Origin of the sequence: Mycolicibacterium duvalii, from assembly GCF_010726645.1 — a bacterium.
GTDB lineage: Bacteria > Actinomycetota > Actinomycetes > Mycobacteriales > Mycobacteriaceae > Mycobacterium > Mycobacterium duvalii.
This window is the reverse complement of the sequence record NZ_AP022563.1, coordinates 2,768,995-2,783,831: the sequence shown is the minus strand read 5'-3', so window position 1 is coordinate 2,783,831 and position 14,837 is coordinate 2,768,995. Positions and strand designations below refer to the sequence as shown.

13 protein-coding genes are annotated in these 14,837 nt (G+C 69.2%); 3 read left to right on the top strand and 10 right to left on the bottom strand.

The genetic code is table 11. The features are described from left to right. Positions 1-17 precede the first annotated feature (17 nt). The gene (locus G6N31_RS13080; protein ID WP_098002978.1) at positions 18-992 is read right to left on the bottom strand and encodes an NADPH:quinone oxidoreductase family protein; all 975 of its coding nucleotides are present in this window, start codon (positions 990-992) and stop codon (positions 18-20) included. A 114-nt stretch (positions 993-1,106) separates the two neighbouring features. Between G6N31_RS13080 and G6N31_RS13075 the strand changes: the two genes are divergently transcribed. Beyond that, a complete protein-coding gene (locus tag G6N31_RS13075) occupies positions 1,107-2,075 on the top strand; it encodes an alpha/beta fold hydrolase (RefSeq protein WP_098002977.1) in 969 nt (322 codons plus the stop codon). Here the strand turns inward: G6N31_RS13075 and G6N31_RS13070 are convergent. Further along, on the bottom strand, positions 2,051-3,394 hold the full coding sequence (locus tag G6N31_RS13070) for a flavin monoamine oxidase family protein (RefSeq protein WP_098002939.1): 1,344 nt from the start codon (positions 3,392-3,394) through the stop codon (positions 2,051-2,053). The genes G6N31_RS13075 and G6N31_RS13070 overlap by 25 nt on opposite strands. 134 nt (positions 3,395-3,528) lie before the next feature. On the opposite strand from G6N31_RS13070, the gene G6N31_RS13065 reads away from it, so the two are divergent. After that, a complete protein-coding gene (locus G6N31_RS13065) occupies positions 3,529-5,025 on the top strand; it encodes a flavin-containing monooxygenase (protein WP_098002976.1) in 1,497 nt (498 codons plus the stop codon). A 21-nt stretch (positions 5,026-5,046) separates the two neighbouring features. Here the strand turns inward: G6N31_RS13065 and G6N31_RS13060 are convergent, their stop codons facing one another. Then, a complete protein-coding gene (locus tag G6N31_RS13060; protein ID WP_098002938.1) occupies positions 5,047-6,186 on the bottom strand; it encodes an Rv3169 family protein in 1,140 nt (379 codons plus the stop codon). Further along, a complete protein-coding gene (locus G6N31_RS13055; RefSeq protein WP_098002937.1) occupies positions 6,186-7,322 on the bottom strand; it encodes a phosphotransferase family protein in 1,137 nt (378 codons plus the stop codon). Before G6N31_RS13055 ends, G6N31_RS13060 begins: the two co-directional genes overlap by 1 nt. A 45-nt stretch (positions 7,323-7,367) precedes the next feature. Between G6N31_RS13055 and G6N31_RS13050 the strand changes: the two genes are divergently transcribed. Continuing rightward, positions 7,368-7,973: a TetR family transcriptional regulator gene (locus G6N31_RS13050; RefSeq protein ID WP_098002936.1), complete on the top strand. Its 606-nt coding sequence runs from the start codon at positions 7,368-7,370 to the stop codon at positions 7,971-7,973. 3 nt (positions 7,974-7,976) lie between these two features. Here the strand turns inward: G6N31_RS13050 and G6N31_RS13045 are convergent, their stop codons facing one another. From G6N31_RS13045 to G6N31_RS13020, 6 genes are read right to left on the bottom strand one after another with little or no spacing between them, the layout of a single operon-like run. Beyond that, positions 7,977-8,756, bottom strand: a complete 780-nt coding sequence (locus G6N31_RS13045) for an enoyl-CoA hydratase (RefSeq protein ID WP_098002935.1) — start codon at positions 8,754-8,756, stop codon at positions 7,977-7,979. A gap of 23 nt (positions 8,757-8,779) precedes the next feature. After that, positions 8,780-10,351, bottom strand: coding sequence for an NADH-quinone oxidoreductase subunit NuoN (nuoN, locus tag G6N31_RS13040; protein WP_098002934.1), 1,572 nt, complete (start codon positions 10,349-10,351; stop codon positions 8,780-8,782). After that, a complete protein-coding gene (locus tag G6N31_RS13035; protein WP_098002933.1) occupies positions 10,348-11,913 on the bottom strand; it encodes an NADH-quinone oxidoreductase subunit M in 1,566 nt (521 codons plus the stop codon). Before G6N31_RS13035 ends, nuoN begins: the two co-directional genes overlap by 4 nt. Continuing rightward, complete coding sequence (nuoL, locus tag G6N31_RS13030; protein WP_098002932.1) at positions 11,907-13,820, bottom strand: NADH-quinone oxidoreductase subunit L; 1,914 nt, start codon at positions 13,818-13,820, stop codon at positions 11,907-11,909. Before nuoL ends, G6N31_RS13035 begins: the two co-directional genes overlap by 7 nt. A gap of 6 nt (positions 13,821-13,826) precedes the next feature. After that, on the bottom strand, positions 13,827-14,126 hold the full coding sequence (gene nuoK / locus G6N31_RS13025; RefSeq protein ID WP_098002931.1) for an NADH-quinone oxidoreductase subunit NuoK: 300 nt from the start codon (positions 14,124-14,126) through the stop codon (positions 13,827-13,829). Continuing rightward, positions 14,113-14,832 (bottom strand): NADH-quinone oxidoreductase subunit J, encoded by a 720-nt coding sequence (locus tag G6N31_RS13020; RefSeq protein WP_098002930.1) that lies wholly within the window; start codon positions 14,830-14,832, stop codon positions 14,113-14,115. Before G6N31_RS13020 ends, nuoK begins: the two co-directional genes overlap by 14 nt. Positions 14,833-14,837 lie beyond the last annotated feature (5 nt).

Here is a 14,837-nt window from a genome sequence, read left to right as displayed (position 1 = left end):
TGCGCCAGTGACAGGCGCTACCGCACGGCGACGACGACTTTGCCCCGCGCCGTGCGGTCCTCCAGAGAGGCGATCGCGTCGGCGGCGCGCTCCAGCGGATAGACCACGGGCTGCGGTGCGGCGACTCTGCCGTCGGCCAGCAGCGGCTCCAACTCGTCCCACTGCTCGCGCAGATAGCCGGGGTGGGTCATGGTCCACGCGCCCCACCCCACCCCGACCGCGTCGACGTTGTTGAGCAGCAGCCGATTGACCTTGATGCTGGGAATGTCGCCGGCGGTGAAGCCCACCACCAGCAGGCGTCCGGCCGGCGCGAGGCAGCGCAGCGAGTCGGTCACCCGGTCCCCGCCGACCGGGTCGACGACGATGTCCACGCCACGACCCCCGGTCAGCTCCTTGACCGCGTCCTTGAAACCGTCGGCCAGGACCACGTCGGACGCGCCCGCCGCCCGGGCCACGTCGGCTTTGGCGTCGCTGCTGACCACAGCGATGGTGCGTGCCGCACCGAACGCGGGGGCCAGCCGCAGTGTCGAGGTGCCGATGCCCCCGGCCGCGCCGTGCACGAGTACGGTCTCGCCGGCCTGCAGCCGACCCCGGGTGCGCAACGCGAAGTGCATCGTCAGGTCGTTGAAGAGCAGACCCGCACCCGCCTGGAACGACACCGAGTCGGGCAGCTTGAACACCCGCTCCGGGTGCAGCGCAACGACTTCGGCCATGGCCCCGCACAGCATCGTCAGACCCGCGACCCGGTCGCCGGCGACCACACCGGCGCCTTCGGGGGCGCTGCGCACCACGCCGGCGACCTCCGCGCCCGGGGTGTAGGGCATCTCGGGCTTGTACTGGTAGAGCCCGCGCGACTGCAAGGCATCGGGGAACGCGACCCCGGCCGCATGCACCTCGACAAGGACCATGCCGTCCTCGGCCGCCGGTTCGGAGATGTCGACCAACGTCGCGGCCTGTGGTCCGTCGAGACTGGCTATCTGGATCGCGCGCATCGCGGCCTCCTGGTTGTCGTCGGCACCATTCAACCGCACGGTGTCGTCGCCGCCGACGGGGCTGCGCGGCGGTACAGTCGATTTCCCGGCAATGTCGCCGAACGAGGAGTGGTGATGGCACAGCGGGTGAGCTCCAGATCGCGCCGACGGGTGTACGCCCCCGCCGCCGCCCTGCCCGAGGGGCGCATCGTCGAGGTGCGGTCCGCTGACAGCGTGCGACTGCACACCGAGGTGTTCGGGCCTGAGGACGGCTACCCGATCGTTTTCGCGCACGGCATCACGTGCGCGATCCGGGTGTGGGCTCACCAGATCGCCGAGCTGTCGGAGCACTACCGGGTGATCGCCTACGACCACCGCGGCCACGGCCGCAGCGGTGTGCCACCGCGGCGCGGCGGGTACACCATGGACCATCTGGCCGCAGACCTCGACTCGGTGCTGGATGCGACGCTGGCGCCGGGCGAGCGTGCGGTCATCGCGGGGCACTCGATGGGCGGCATCGCGATCACGTCGTGGTCGGAGCGCTTCGCCGACAGTGTCGCGAACCGCGCCGATGCGGTGGCCCTGATAAACACCACGACCGGCGAGCTGCTGCACCACATCAACCTGTTGCCGGTGCCGGCCGGCTTCGCCGAGGCGCGAGTGCGTGCTGCGGCGTCGGTGATCCGTACCTTCGGCGGGGCGCCGCTGGGCCGCGCCGTCACCGGGCCCAGCCGCCGGCTGATGTCGCTGATCGCGGTGGGCCGCGACGCCCACCCCGACATCGGCCGCTTCGTGTTCGACCTGTTCGACACGACGCCTCCGGCCGGGCGCGGCGGGTGGGCCGCCGCGCTGGTCGACCATCTGGGGCCCCAGCACATCGACCTGACCAATCTGACGGTGCCGACGCTGGTCATCGGCAGCAGGCAGGACCGCCTGTCACCGATGGTCTCGGCACGCAAGATCGCCGCGGCGGCGCCGAACCTCGCGCGGTTCGTCGAGTTGCCGGGCGGGCACTGCGCGATCCTGGAACGCCCCGACGAGGTCAACGCCCAGTTGCGGTGGCTGCTCGAATCCGTGGCTCAGCCGCGCCGCGCCAGTTCCTGATGCACGTCGGCGGCCGCCCGCAGTCCCGAACGCACGGCGCCGTCGAGGAAGCCCGTCCACACGTCGGCGGTCTCGGTGCCCGCCCAGTGGATCCCGTTGACCGGTTGGCGTAGCCACCGGCCGTGTTCGGTCCAGGCGCCCGGCGGCACCGCCGCGGTCGGCCCGCCCGGCGCGAAATCCTCGGCGCCCCAGCAGTGATCGAGGTAGGCCACCGGCCGGTGCGCGGCCTCGCCGAACAGGCCGGCGAACCCGGCCAGCGCGACCTCGCGGCGCCGGTCGGCGGGCAGCGGATCGAACGTCCGCGCGTCGGTGAAGCCGAGCAGCACGCCCGGACCCGCGTCGCCCGGGCTGACGTCGAAGGTGATGAACACCGGTCCCTCATCGGACAGCGCCTCACCCGAACAGCCGTCACGGCGCCAGAACGGCGTGTCGTAGGCGGCGTAGGCCTTGCTGAGCCGGCCCTGCGGCCAGTGCCGGGCGAGCATGTCGTAGCCGGGCGGCAGCGGTGGATCGAACTCGATGCCGGCGCGGTGGGCGGGCGGGACCGCGACCACCACAGCTGCGGCGGCGATCTCCGCGACATCGGTCGCGACGGTCAGCGTGCCATCCGCTGCGGTACTGATGCGGCGTACCGGCGCGCCCAGCCGCACCCGGTCGCCGAGCTCCTCGGCCATCCGCACCGCGATCTGCTGGGTGCCGGCGGCGAATCGGTCCTGCTGGGCGCCACCCTCGACGTCGAGCATGCGACCCAGCCCGCCGGCGGCTTTGACGTAGCGCACCGCGTGCAACAGCGACACCGCGTCGGGTTCGGCGCCCCACGTGACGCGGGCCATGATGGCCATCAGCTCGCGCGCCGAGGCTCCGGCGTGCACGGAGCGCAGCCAGCGGTCCAGTGACATGGAGTCCAGCTGCTCGGCGGCCGGGGAGTTCCACGGCTCGCTGACCGACACTTTGCGGCAGATGCGCTCGAAACGCCACTGGATGCGCGACACGTCGAGCAACTCGAGCACCGACAACCGCGGGATGGTGCTGCGATAACTGCGGACGCGGCCCCGCCAGCGGATCAGGTTCTTGCCCTGCCCGTAGGTCGGGACCGGCTCGCACCCCAGCTCGGCGGCCAGCCGCAGGACCGCGTCCTGGGTGGGCCCGACGAACGTCGCGCCGAGATCGACCGGGACGCCGGCCAGCTCCACGGTGTACGAGCGGCCACCGACCCGGTCGCGTCCCTCCACGACGACCACATCGTGACCCGCCCGGGTCAACTCGCGCGCCGCGGTGAGCCCCGCGAAACCTGCCCCCACGACAACCACGTCGGCCATGGGCCCCATCCTGGCTGATTCGGCGTGAAAACTGTCGCAGAGCGTCGTTTTGCACGCCGAAATCGCAGCGATCGTCGACGCGCCGGGCCACTGACCCATATCGTGGTACGTACGCGGACCAAAGGAGGGTGCGGGTGCGCCAGCACGACCAGGAATTCTCAGTACGTCCGGACGCCGATGTCCTGATCATCGGAGCGGGTATCTCCGGGATCGGTGCGGCCTACCGGATCCAGCAGCGCAACCCGCAGTTGAGCTACCGGATCCTGGAACGCCGCTCCCGGATCGGCGGGACGTGGGATCTGCACCGGTACCCCGGCATCCGCTCCGACAGCGACATCCTGACGTTGTCCTATCCGTGGGAGCCCTGGACCCGGCCGGAGAACGTCGCCGACGGCCCCGACATCCGCGACTACCTCGAGGACACCGCGCGCAAGCACGACATCTACCGCCACATCCAGTTCGACACCCGGGTGCTGTCCGCGGACTGGGACTCGGCCACCGACACCTGGACGGTGCAGGTCACCCACGACGGTCAGGCCACCACGCTGCGCGGCCGGTTCCTGTTCTTCGCGACCGGCTACTACGACTACGACCATCCGTTCCGTCCGGAATTCCCGGGCCTGGCCGACTTCGCCGGCCCGGTGGTCCACCCCCAGCACTGGCCCGAGGATCTGGACTACACCGGCAAGCGGGTCGTGGTGGTCGGCAGCGGCGCGACCGCGATCAGCATGGTGCCGGCGCTGGTGCGCGACGCCGCGCACGTGACCATGCTGCAGCGGTCGCCGACGTATCTGCTGTCCGGGCAACGTGTGAACTCGGTGGTGCAGTTCCTGCGCAGGATCCCCCCGCGCCGGCTCGGTTACCGGCTGGCCTGGCTGTACAACCTGCTGTTCATCGTCACGGTCTACGGCGTCGCGCGCAAAGCGCCCAAGCTGAGCCGGCGCCTCATCCGGGCGGTCGCGAAATACTATCTGCCCAAGGACTATCCGGTCGACGTGCACTTCAAGCCGAGCTACGACCCGTGGGACCAGCGGCTGTGCCTGATCCTGTCCGGCGACTTCTACGAGGCCATCAAGGCCGGCCGCGCGGACGTGGTGACCGACCAGATCGACCACATCGACACCACCGGCGTGGTGCTCAAGTCCGGCGAGCGGATCGACGCCGACGTGCTGATCACCGCGACCGGCCTGCAGCTGCAGGCCCTCGGTGGGGTGGACCTGAGCATCGACGGCGAGGAGATCAAGCCGCAGGAGCGCTTCGTCTACAAGGAGCACCTGCTCGAGGACGTGCCGAATCTGGCCTGGTGCGTGGGCTACATCAACGCCTCCTGGACGCTGCGGGCCGACCTGACCGCCCGGGCGGTGGCAGATCTGTTGGCGCACATGGACGCTCACGGGTACACGCATGCCTACCCGCACCTCGGTGACGTCGTGATGCCGGAGAAGCCCGCCTGGGACATCAACGCCGGCTACGTCAAGCGGGCACCGCACGCGCTGCCGAAGTCCGGGACGCACCGGCCGTGGAACGTGCGGCACAACTATGTGCTCGACGCGATCGACCACCGGTTCGACCGCATCGAGGAGTCGATGGTGTTCGGCCGCGCGAAAGTCCCCGAGGCCCGTTCGGCCTGACCCCGGCCGCCCGGCCGCGGGTCAGGGCGCGACGGTCAGCCAGTCGGCGAATCCGGACGGGTCGTGACGGCCGAGAGCGCCGTGCTCGAACAGCCCCCATCCCTCGCGTTCGGTGCCGTCGGCATCCCGGCACACCGCGCGGCCGACGTGGTCGATCACCCCGAACCCGGCCCGGCCGACGATCGCCGGATCGGTCATGTCGTAGGTCAGGCGCTCGGTGAAACGCTCGCCCTTCCACATCCCGTGCAGCCAGTCGGAGTCTCCGCCGTAGCCGCCGCCGACGTGGATCGGCACCGCCAGCTTCGACTCGACGTCGAAATGTACCGGGCTGCCGTCGAATGCGGTCGCGTCGATGGTGGCGCCGGTCGGGATGCGGGTACCGGAGCGGTAATGGATCTTGACCCGCGGCCAGCCCAGCTGTTCGACGCGGCCGTCCTTCCAGATTCGGGTGCAGTCGTTGAGCGAGCGGAAACCCGACGGATCCTCCTGCATGATGATCACGATGCCGAAGTCGTCGAAAGCCATCGGCACGTAGAGCCACCACATGCCCTCGAACGGCGGGTCGTCGGGACGCCCGGCGGGTTCGGCCTCGCCGACCGGCCGGATCCCCCACGAGCGGTCCCGAGTGCCGATCCAGCGCTGCGGGTCGACGGTGATGTCCTCGCCGTCGACACTCAGCGTCCCGCTCCAGGTGCCGACCTGCGCGAAGCGTTGCGCATCGAGCGTCACCCGGGTGCCGCGCCGCATCACATGCGGCTGTTCCTGCACGGCGTCGAACAGTCCCTCCCAGGTGAGATCGGCGGCGATGCCGTCGGTTTCCTCGCACACGATGCGCAGCTTGCGCAGCGGCTCGACGACCTCCACCCGATAGTTGCCGACGTGCTGATCGAGCCTGTTCTGGTCGATCGCGTCGGACAGGTGCACCGCGGTCTGGGTGTGCCCGCCCGCCCCGAACCTGCCTTCGCGGCGGGACACCAGCAGGAACGCGTCCTTGACCCCGAGATTGGGGTAGTAACCGATGCCGGTGATCAGGAAGATGTCGCCGGTACGGTCGTGGGCGTTGAAGTAGGAGCGGTCGTAGAAGTTGCGGTCCGACGACCCCGGCCACGCGATCGGCTGCGGTACCTGGTGTACCGGGTATTCGTCCATCGGTCCCAGCATCAGTTGTCCTCTCCGATCATCCGCCGCAGCAACGAGGCGTGGTAGAACAGCGATTCCACGTCGTCAGGCTTGTCGATCTCGCCGAAGCGGACCCGCCGGGCGCCGGTGCGCATGAATACGCAGCACCAGATCACGCCGGAGTAGACGTAGAACCAGTCGAGGTCGGCGACCTCGACTCCGGTCAGTTCCCGATAGGTGGCCAGCACATCTGCTTCGCGCAGGAAATCCGGCATGCCGGGCAGACCGGCGAGTTTGGCGAGTTCCTGAAAGACCATGTGCGCAAAGCAGATCCAGGCCAGATCGAGATGACGGGGGCCGACGGTCGCCATCTCCCAGTCCAGCACCGCGACCGGGGAGAAGTCCTGGTAGATCACGTTGCCGATGCGCGCGTCACCCCACGCCAGGACCGGCTGGTCGGCCGCGACGTCCTCGGGGAAGTGGTCGTCGAGCCACGCCAGCGCTCGCTCGACCAGCGCCGAGCGCCCGATGTCGGGCACGCTGAACTCATACCAGCTCTTCAGCCACGCGAAGTGCCGGTGCAGCGCCGTCTCACCCGGCGGGTCGGCGTCCTGCAGGAAGCCGAACACCTGCTCGGCGTGGGGGATGGAGTGCAGCGCCGCCAGCACCGCGACGGTCTCGTCCTGGAGTCGGCGCTGCTGGTCGGGAGCCGCGTCGAACAACCAGTTGCCGCCGAATGGGTAGGGCATCACGTCGGGCGGGACAACGCCGTCGACGCGGTCCATCAGGAAGAACGGGCGGCCGAGCACGTCGCCGGTCGTCTCCAGCCAGCGCACACGGGGCACCGGCACATCGGTCAACTCGGCGACCAGCCGCATCACCTCGTGCTGATGGTCGAGCCGGTAATGTTCGAACACGGGGACGTCGGCCTCGGCCGGCGCGACCCGGGCCACCCACTTCTGTTCGACCGGAGCGCCGGCCTGGTGCCAGCGACCGGACAGCAGAATCGTCTCGGAGGACATGCCGTTGCTGTCGACGCCGCTTTCCACGGTGATCTCCGGCGTGGCGTCGGACAGCACCGTCGACAGCCACCGCGACAGGGCGACCGGGACATCTGACATGTCGCGGCTGGATCGCTGGAGGCGTTCGACGTCCTCGACTGATGGTTCAGTGCCCACGGATAGTCCTTTCCGGCCACCAATTACGATACGATGGGTAGCGTTATGAAAGCAGAGCCGCCCGCGGCTGACAAGGGTTCCGGCGCCGGACGGCCCAGGGATCCGCGTATCGACGCTGCCATACTGCGGGCGACCGCGGAGCTTCTTGTCGAAATCGGCTACACCAACCTGACGATGGCCGCCGTGGCGGAGCGGGCCGGCACCACCAAGACGGCGCTGTACCGGCGATGGTCCAGCAAGGCCGAGCTGGTGCACGAAGCGGCGTTCCCGGCCACGCCCTCGGCGATCGAGACCCCGCCCGGTGATTTCGGCTCGGACCTCCGCGCGATGATCGAGGTCACGCGCGACGTGTTCGTCACCCCGGTGGTGCGGGCGGCTCTGCCGGGACTGGTCGCCGACATGACGGCCGACGCCGACCTGGCCGGGCGGGTCGCCGCCCGCTTCGGCGACGTGATCGTTGCGCTGCGGGTGCGTCTCGACGAGGCCATCAAGCGCGGCGAGGTGCGCAGCGGGGTAGAACCGGAACGCCTGGTCGACCTCATCGGCGGCGCGACGCTGTTGGCGGTGCTGCAATCACCGGAAGACCTGATCAGCGGTGACTGGGTGGACGGCATCACCGAGATATTGGTGCGCGGAGTCTCGGCGCCCTGAGGCTCAGCGCGGGCCGATCTGGCCCTTGTTGCGTTCGGTCACCGCGTCGAACCGCGCCCCCAGACCGTCGAGGTCCCGTTCCTGGCTGACGGCGATCCGTTCCTCGGCGGCCAGGGCCGGGTCGATCACCGCGGCCGCGCCGGTGGTGTAGATCTGCTTGAGGTCGCGCATCGTCGCTCGGGGCACTTCGGCGATCTGCGCCGCGAGTTCCACCGCGCGCGGCAGAAGCCGCTCGTGCGGCACCACCTCGGTGACCAAGCCGATGCGCGCCGCGCGGGCGGCGTCGACCACCTCGCCGGTCATCGACAGCCGCCGCGCCATCGCCGCGCCCACCAGCTGCGGCAGCCGGGCGGTCATGCCGCCGGCGGGCAGGATCCCGACCCGGGCGTGGGTGTCGGCGAACACCGCACGCTCAGAGGCGATCAGGAAGTCGCACCCCAGCGCCATCTCCAGGCCGCCGGTGAACGTCGCCCCGTTGATGGCGCCCACGACCGGGGTGCCCATGTCGGCCACCGCGGCGATGCAGCTGAACGACTGGAACTCCTCGAAATACGCCATACCGTCGCGGGCCGCCTCCTTCAGGTCGACGCCGGCGCAGAACGCCGGATCGGCTCCGGTGAGCACCACCGCGCGCACGGACTCGGCCGCGTCGGCTGCGGTCAGCGCGTCATGGGCGGCACGGATCAGCCCGCGGCTCAGCGCATTGCGCGCAGCCGGCCGATTCAGCGTGATCACCCGCACCGCGTCGATGTCGGCGGTCAGCACCAGTTGCTCAGTGGTCATGCGACTGTGCTTATCACAAACCGTTACCCGAGAAACGCGTCCGCGGAGTTCACCAGGTCCAGTAGCGGCTGGGGCAGGGCGCCCAGCGCGAACGTCACCGCGGCGGTGACCGTCACCACGGCGGTGGTCGCCGCACCGGGCACCACCACGTCGGGCGCGTCGTCGGGGCGGTCGGTGAAGAACATCAGCACGATGACCCGGACGTAGAAGTACGCCGCGACGGCGCTGGCGATCACGCCGACCACTACCAGTGGGATCGCCCCGCCCTCCCCGGCTGCCTTGAAGACCGCGAATTTGCTGACGAAGCCACTGGTCAGCGGGATGCCCGCGAAGGCCAGCAGAAACAGCGAAAACACGATTCCGACAACGGGATACCGCCGACCCAGACCGGCCCACCGCGCCAGCGCGGTGTCCTCCTCCCCGGCCGCGTCACGCACCAGCCCGACAACCGCGAACGCGCCCAGGGTCGAGAAGCCGTAGGCGAACAGATAGAACAACGTCGACGACAGACCCGATCCGGTGCCGGCGATCACGCCGGTCAGGATGAAACCGGTGTGCGCCACCGCCGAATAGCCGAGCATCCGTTTGACGTCGACCTGGGTGACCGCGGCAACGGTGCCGACGACCATGGTCAGAATCGCGACGGTCCACAGCACCGGCCGCCACGCGGTGTGCAACTCGGGCAGCGCGACGTAGAACACCCGCAGCAGGGCCCCGAACGCGGCGATCTTGGTGGCAGCGGCCATGAACGCGGTGATCGCGGTCGGTGCGCCCTGGTAGACGTCGGGGATCCACGAGTGGAACGGGACGGCCCCGATCTTGAACAGCACACCGACCAGCAGCAGGGCCACCCCGACCAGGGCCAGCGACGTGGTGCCCGCACCGGCGGCCACCGCGTCGGCGATGCCCGGCAGTTTCAGGGTGCCGGCGTAGCCGTACAGCAGCGCGGCGCCGTAGAGAAAGAACGCCGACGAGAACGCGCCCAGCAGAAAGTACTTGAGCGCGGCTTCCTGAGACAGCATCCGCCGACGGCGCGCCAGGCCGCACAGCAGGTACAGCGGCAGCGACAACACCTCCAACGCGATGAACATCGTCAGCAGGTCGTTGGAAGCGGGGAAGATCAGCATGCCGCCGGTGGCGAACAGCGTCAGCGGGAAGACCTCGGTCTGCACCACGCCGGCCCGGGTCGCCACCTGCTCGGCGACACCGCCGGGCACCGCCGAGGCCTGCGGGGTGAATCCGTCCAGGCCCGCCTCGTCCCGCGCGTGCGCGCCGGCGAGGTGCCGCTGACCGATCAGCAGCATACCCAGTACCCCGATCAGCAGGATGGTGCCCTGCAGGAACAGCGCGGGCCGGTCGACGGCCAGCGCCCCCATGACCGCGAGGGATCCGTTGCCTCCGGCGAGGTTTCGGGCCACCAGGAGCACGGCGACGAACGCCGCGGCCAACCCGCCCAGACTCAGCAGCAGCTGCGCCCCGTAGCGCAGGCGCCGCGGCAGGAACGCCTCGAAGAGCACCCCGAGTACCGCAGCGCCGAACACGATCAGCATCGGCGAGATCAGACTGTATTCGACCGCCGGGGTCACCGGGTTCATCGCAGCGGTCCTTCCGCGATCGCGGGTGGTGGGTCGGACTGGTCGATGGTGGTCAGCGTGTAGCCGACAGCCGGATCGATGACGTCCAGCGCCGGTTTCGGGTAGACACCGAGCACCACGAGCAGCGCGATCAGCGGTGCCACCACGGCGACCTCCCGCGGCCGTAGATCTCGCAGCTCACCGTTTCCGGGTCGGACCGGTCCGGTCATCATGCGCTGGTACATCCAGAGGATGTAGATCGCCGACAGCACCAGCGCGCTCGCGGCGAACACCGCCAGCGCGGGGTACCGGGTGAATGTGCCGATCAGCACCAGGAATTCACTGATGAACGGGGCCAGCCCAGGCAGCGACAACGTCGCCAGCCCGGCGACCAGGAAGGTTCCCGCGAGCACCGGTGCCACCTTCTGTACCCCGCCGTAGGCACTGATCAGACGCGAACCGCGCTGCGACACCAGGAAACCCGCGATAAGGAACAGCGCGGCCGTCGAGATGCCGTGGTTGACCATGTACAGCGTCGACCCGGACTGCCCCTGCGAGGTCATCACAAAGATGCCGAGAATGATGAAGCCGAAGTGCGAGATCGACGTGTAGGCGATCAACCGCATGACGTCGGTCTGCCCGATCGCGACGACCGCGCCGTACACGATGCCGATGACCGCGAGGGTGACGATCAGCGGCCGGAAGTAGGCCGCCGAATCGCCGAACAGCGGGAGGCAGTAGCGGATCATGCCGAACGTGCCGACCTTGTCCACGATGGCCATCATCAGCACCGCGCTGGCCGGGGTGGCCTCCACCGCCGCGTCGGGCAGCCACCGGTGAAACGGCCACAGCGGCGCCTTGATCGCGAACGCGAACATGAAACCGCCGAAGATCAGGTGCATCACCAGCGGGTTGAGGACGAACTCACCACCGGTGACCGCGGCGACGATGGCGCGGAAGTCGAACGTCCCGGCATCGAACGCCGCGCTGGTGGCCGTCGCGACATAGAGCCCCACCACAGCGGCCAGCATGATCAGACCGCCGAACAGGTTGTACAGCAGGAACTTCACCGCCGCGGCGCTGCGCCGCTCCCCGCCGAAGCCGCCGATCAGGAAGTACATCGGAATCAGCATGGCTTCGAAGAACACGTAGAACAGCAGGATGTCCAGAGCCAGCAACGAGATCAGCACCATGGACTCGACGGCCAGCGTCAGCGCGAAGTACACGTGGACCGACCGGCCGCCCCAGCTGGACTGGTCGCGCGCATCGTTCCAGCCGGCCATGATGAGCAGTGGCACCAGCACGGCGGTCAGCACCACCAGGGCCAATGCGATCCCGTCGACGCCGAGAATGTATCCGGTCCCGAAAGACGGTATCCAGCGGTAGTTCTCGACGAACTGGAATTGTTCCCCGGACGGGTCGAACCCGACCGCCACCACGCCGGCGAGGACGAGCACCAGCAGCGACACCGCGAGGGCCACGGCCTTGGCCAACCCGCGCGCGGCCGCGGGCAACACCATCACCACCAGCGCGCCCACCATCGGGACGGCCCACAACACGGTCAACCACGGGAAGCTCACCACAGATTCACCGCCAGGATCATCGCCGTGAGCAGGACCGCTCCGGCCAGCATCGTCAGCGCGTAGGAGCGGGCGAAACCGGTCTGCAGCCGCCGCAGCCCGTCCGACACCCGCCCCACCGCGTGGGCCAGCCCGGTGCCGACCCCGTCGACCGCCTCGTCATCGATCTCGACGAGACCGCGTGTGAGGTTCCACCCCGGCGCCATGAACACCTTTTCGTTGAACGTGTCGCCGTAGAGATCACGGCGCGCGGCGACGGTCAGCGCTGACGCGGCCGGTGGCTCGTCGGCGACCGGCCGGGTGCCGTACATGCGGTAGGCGACGACGATGCCGACCGCGACCACCGAGAGCACGATCGCGGTCACCACCCAGACGGGCAGCACGTGGTGGACCTCCGCCCCGCCGACCACCGGTTCCAGCCAACGCTGCAGGGTGCCGCCGATCGCCAGCGCGGCACCCGAGGTCACCGACCCGACCGCCAGCAGGATCATCGGCCACGTCATAACCGCGGGTGCCTCGTGGGGATCTCTCGCCGTACCATCCCCCGTCGCTTCGCTCGCCCCTGCCGTACCCCAACGCTTTTCACCGAAGAACGTCAGCAGCATCACCCGCGTCATGTAGAACGCGGTGATGCCCGCACCCAGGATGGTCACCGCCCCCAGCACCACACCCTTGACGCCGCCGGCCCCCAGCGCGGCCTCGATGATGCTGTCCTTGGAGAAGAACCCGGCCAGCGGCGGGACCCCGATGATGGCCAGATAGCCCAGACCGAACGTGACAAAGGTGATCGGCAGCGCGGTGCGCAGCCCGCCGTAGCGGCGCATGTCCACGTCGTCGTCCATCGCATGCATCACCGAGCCGGCGCCGAGAAACAGGCCGGCCTTGAAGAACCCGTGGGTGAGCAGATGCATGATCGCGAACGCGTAGCCCACCGGGCCCAGGCCTGCGGCGAGCACCATGTAGCCGATCTGACTCATGGTCGAGGCGGCCAGCGCCTTCTTGATGTCGTCCTTGGCGCAGCCGATCACCGCGCCGAACAGCAGGGTCACCGCGCCGACGAGCACCACCGCGGTCTGCGCGTACGGTGCCGAGTCGAACACCGGCCCCGACCGCACGATCAGGTACACGCCCGCGGTGACCATCGTCGCCGCGTGGATCAGCGCCGACACCGGCGTGGGGCCCTCCATCGCATCGCCGAGCCAGGACTGCAGCGGCACCTGCGCGGACTTGCCGCACGCGGCCAGCAGCAGCATCAATCCGATCGCGGTCAGCGTGGTCTCGCCGAGTTGCGGTGCGGCGTCGAAGACGGCGGTGAACGACACCGCACCGACGGCGCTGAACATCACCATCAGCGCGACCGCCAGTCCGACGTCGCCGACTCGGTTGACCACGAACGCCTTCTTGGCCGCGGTGGCCGCGGACGGCTTGTGCGCCCAGAACCCGATCAGCAGGTAGGACGCCAGGCCGACGCCCTCCCAGCCGAGATACAGCCCGAGGTAGTTGTCGGCCAGCACCAGCACCAGCATCGCGGCCAGGAACAGGTTCAGGTACGCGAAGAACCTTCTGCGGTCGGGATCGTGGGCCATGTAGCCGATCGAGTAGATGTGGATCAGCGACCCGACGCCGGTGATCAACAGCACGAAGCACATCGACAGCTGGTCGAGGTGCAGCCCGAAGTCGACTCGCAGCTCGCCGACCGGGACCCAGGTGAACAGGGTCTGGCCGAGGGTGCGTGCCTGCGCATCGCGTCCCAGCATGTCGGCGAACAGTGCTGCGGCGCAGCCGAAGGACGCCAGCGCCGCGGCAGTGCCCAGCAGGTGGCCCCACCGGTCGGTACGCCGGCCGCCCAGCAGCAGCACCAGGGCACCGGCGAGCGGCAGTGCGATCGGCAACCACACGGGGAGGGTCATCGGCGCTCAGTGCCTCAACAGGTTCGCCGCGTCGACGCTGGCCGAGCGCCGGGTCCGGAAGATGGTCATGATGATCGCCAGCCCGATCACCACTTCGCAGGCCGCCACCACCATGGTGAAGAACGCGACCACCTGTCCGTCGAGGTGCCCGTGGATGCGGGAGAACGAGACGAACGCCAGGTTGGCGGCGTTGAGCATCAGTTCGACACACATGAACATCACCAGTGCGTTGCGCCGCAACAGCACTCCGGCGGCGCCGATGGTGAACAGCAGCGCGGACAGGTACAGGTAGTTATCGGGGTTCATCGGCGCTCCCGTCGGTTTCGGGGACCGGTCGGGTCTGCAGGATCGCGCTGACCGACAGCGCCGAGCCGCTGCCGTCGGGCAGCCGCGCGGGGACGTCCACCGCGTTGTGGCGGGCGTAGACCCCCGGGTTGGGCAGCGTCGTGGGATGGCCGCCCGGACCGAAGCGCTCGACGGCCAACTCACGCTGGGTCTTGCGGCGGTCGAACCGTTCCCGGTGCGCCAGCACCATCGCGCCGAGCGTGGCCGTGATGAGCAGCGCCCCGGTCAGTTCGAAGGCCCACAGGTACTCGGTGAAGATCAGCGCCGCCAGGCCCTCCACGTTGCCGTCGGCGTTCGCGGCGGCCAGTCCGGCGACACCGTCCACCGAGACGCTGCCGATGCCCGCAATCAGCAGAATGCCGAACCCAACCCCGATGACGATGGCCGCCACGCGTTGTCCGCGAATCGTCTCCACCAGGGACTCCGAGGAGTCGACCCCGATGAGCATGACCACGAAAAGGAACAACATCATCACCGCGCCGGTGTAGACCACCACCTGGACGACGCCGAGAAACGGTGCGTCCTGGGCGATGTAGAGCACCGCGAGCGCGATCATGGTGCCGGCCAGCGAGATCGCCGAGTACACCGCTTTCGGCGCGGCGACCACGCCGAGCGCACCGACGACCGACACCACCGCCAGCACCCAGAACAGAATCGTCTCACCCACGTCGG